Raw genomic sequence first — 2,314 nt, forward strand, 5'->3', positions numbered from 1 at the left:
ATGCTCTGCGGCTGCCCCCTGCCAAGCAACAGGTGACCCTAGTGCACAAGGGTAACATTATGAAGTATACCGAGGGGGCCTTTCGGGACTGGGGCTATGAAGTGGCAACGACGGAGTTCCGGGCCGAGTGCGTGACTGAGCGGGAATCTTGGATTTTGGATAACCAAGCAAAGCGCCCTGACTTGAGCATTGAGGATAATGCTCGCATGGTGGATCCAGGATTTGATGCCTTGACCACGGAGAAGCGAGAGCAGATTTGCCAAGAGGTGAAGACCGTGCTGGAGTCTATTGGTGCTTCCCATGGCAATGGTCAGTGGAAGACTAAGGTGATGGTGAACGATCGCATTGCTGACAGCATCTTTCAGCAAATCCAAACCCGTCCTGATGAGTATTCCATCCTAGCGACCATGAACTTGAATGGCGATTATTTGTCTGATGCGGCGGCAGCGATCGTCGGTGGCCTAGGGATGGGGCCAGGAGCCAACATTGGCGACAACGCTGCTATCTTTGAAGCCACCCATGGCACTGCCCCTAAACATGCTGGACTCGATCGCGTCAATCCTGGCTCTGTGATTCTCTCTGGTGTGATGATGTTGGAATATCTGGGCTGGCAAGAGGCTGCTGACCTGATTAAACAGGGGATCGCTGCTGCTATCTCCCACCGGGAAGTCACCTATGACTTGGCACGGCTGATGGAACCACCCGTAGAGCCACCCCTGAAATGCTCTGAATTTGCCGATGCCATTATTCGTCACTTTTCCTAAGCCATGCCACGCCTTCAGGTTGTTGTCATTGGCGGGGGAGCAGCAGGCTTCTTTGGGGCCATTACCTGCGCTACTACCCATCCCCATGCCCAGGTGACATTGCTAGAGGCAGGACGACAGGTGCTGAGCAAGGTGCGCATCTCTGGAGGCGGGCGCTGTAACGTTACCCATGCTTGTTTTGATCCGGCTCTGCTGGTGCAGCACTATCCCCGTGGTGGTAAAGCCCTGCGAGGGGCATTCACGCGGTTTCAGCCCAAAGACATGGTTGCCTGGCTGCAAACCCAGGGAGTCAGTCTCAAAACTGAAGCGGATGGACGCATGTTTCCCGTGACGGATGACTCAGAGACGATCGTCACCTGTTTACTGCGGGCGGCTCAAGCTGCTGGTGTACAAATTTGTACAGGTAGTGCCGTTACGCAGGTACAGCGAGATGTGGATGGTCGGTTTCGGGTAATGCTGCGGGGAGGAGCGGTTGTAATCGGCGATCGGCTACTCCTAGCTACTGGCAGTAGCCCCCAGGGATACCACATCGCCGCTAGCTTAGGACATGAGATTGAACCCCCTGTTCCCTCTCTGTTCACCCTGCAACTTCCTGATCCCCGTCTCCGAGGTCTGGCTGGCATAGCTGTGGATCCAGTTCATATCCACTTGCACTCTGCGGACGGCCAACGCCTAGAGCAGACAGGAGCATTGTTGATTACCCATTGGGGCATTAGTGGGCCTGCTGTGCTGAAGCTATCAGCGTGGGGAGCGCGACTGTTACACCATTGTCACTATTGCGCTACGGTGCTGATTAACTGGTTGCCCCATATCTCTGTAGAAACACTTCGCCAAGAGTTGCTGGCTACAAAAGAGCACCAAGCCAAGCGCACGATCGCTGCCCACTGTCCCTTACCCTTGCCGCGTCGCCTCTGGGAACGTTTTGTCACTACTGCCGGTATTGCGGCTGATCAACGTTGGGCGACCCTCTCTAGTAAGCAGCTAACACACCTGATGCAGGAATTATCCCGTGGCAGCTATATTACCAGTGGCAAGGGGGTTTTTAAGGAGGAATTTGTGACCTGTGGCGGGGTGAACCTCAAGCAAGTGGACTTTAAGACCATGCAAAGTCGCTGCTGTCCAGGAGTCTACTTTGCAGGAGAGGTGCTGGATATTGATGGGGTCACTGGCGGTTTTAATTTCCAAAGTGCTTGGACAACAGGCTGGATTGCTGGGCAGGCGATCGGCAATCTGTCGTCAACAGATACGCCGTCATAGTTTAGCTGGTTAAGACATCAGCAAGGTAACGAGATCGTTGGAACAACCTAGTTAGCAATCAACTTATCCTAATTCTCCAGAACCTGGCTACATAACCCATAAGTTCGTAGTAAGGACTTAAGTCCTTACTACAAGCTATTCGTAGCCATAGTATGGGGAAAGTGGTATCAAGACTCAAGTCTTTACTACAAGCTATCCGCCCTATAGCACAGGGAAACTGTATAGGGAAACTGTATAACGCGTCAGCTTACTAAGCTCGGTGCCTAATCTAGCTGTACTGACTGATGCTGTGT

General features: G+C 53.1%; 2 protein-coding genes. Both read left to right on the plus strand.

The annotated features are described in order from the left end of the window. Positions 1–764: isocitrate/isopropylmalate family dehydrogenase (locus NZ772_07230; protein ID MCS6813348.1), on the plus strand; the 764-nt coding region annotated here is incomplete at its 5' end. 3 nt (positions 765–767) lie between these two features. Further along, entirely contained in the window at positions 768–2,021 is a 1,254-nt protein-coding gene (locus NZ772_07235) for an NAD(P)/FAD-dependent oxidoreductase (protein ID MCS6813349.1), read from the plus strand. The last annotated feature ends 293 nt before the right edge of the window (positions 2,022–2,314 follow it).

This window comes from Cyanobacteriota bacterium, from assembly GCA_025054735.1.
GTDB lineage: Bacteria > Cyanobacteriota > Cyanobacteriia > SKYG9 > SKYG9 > SKYG9.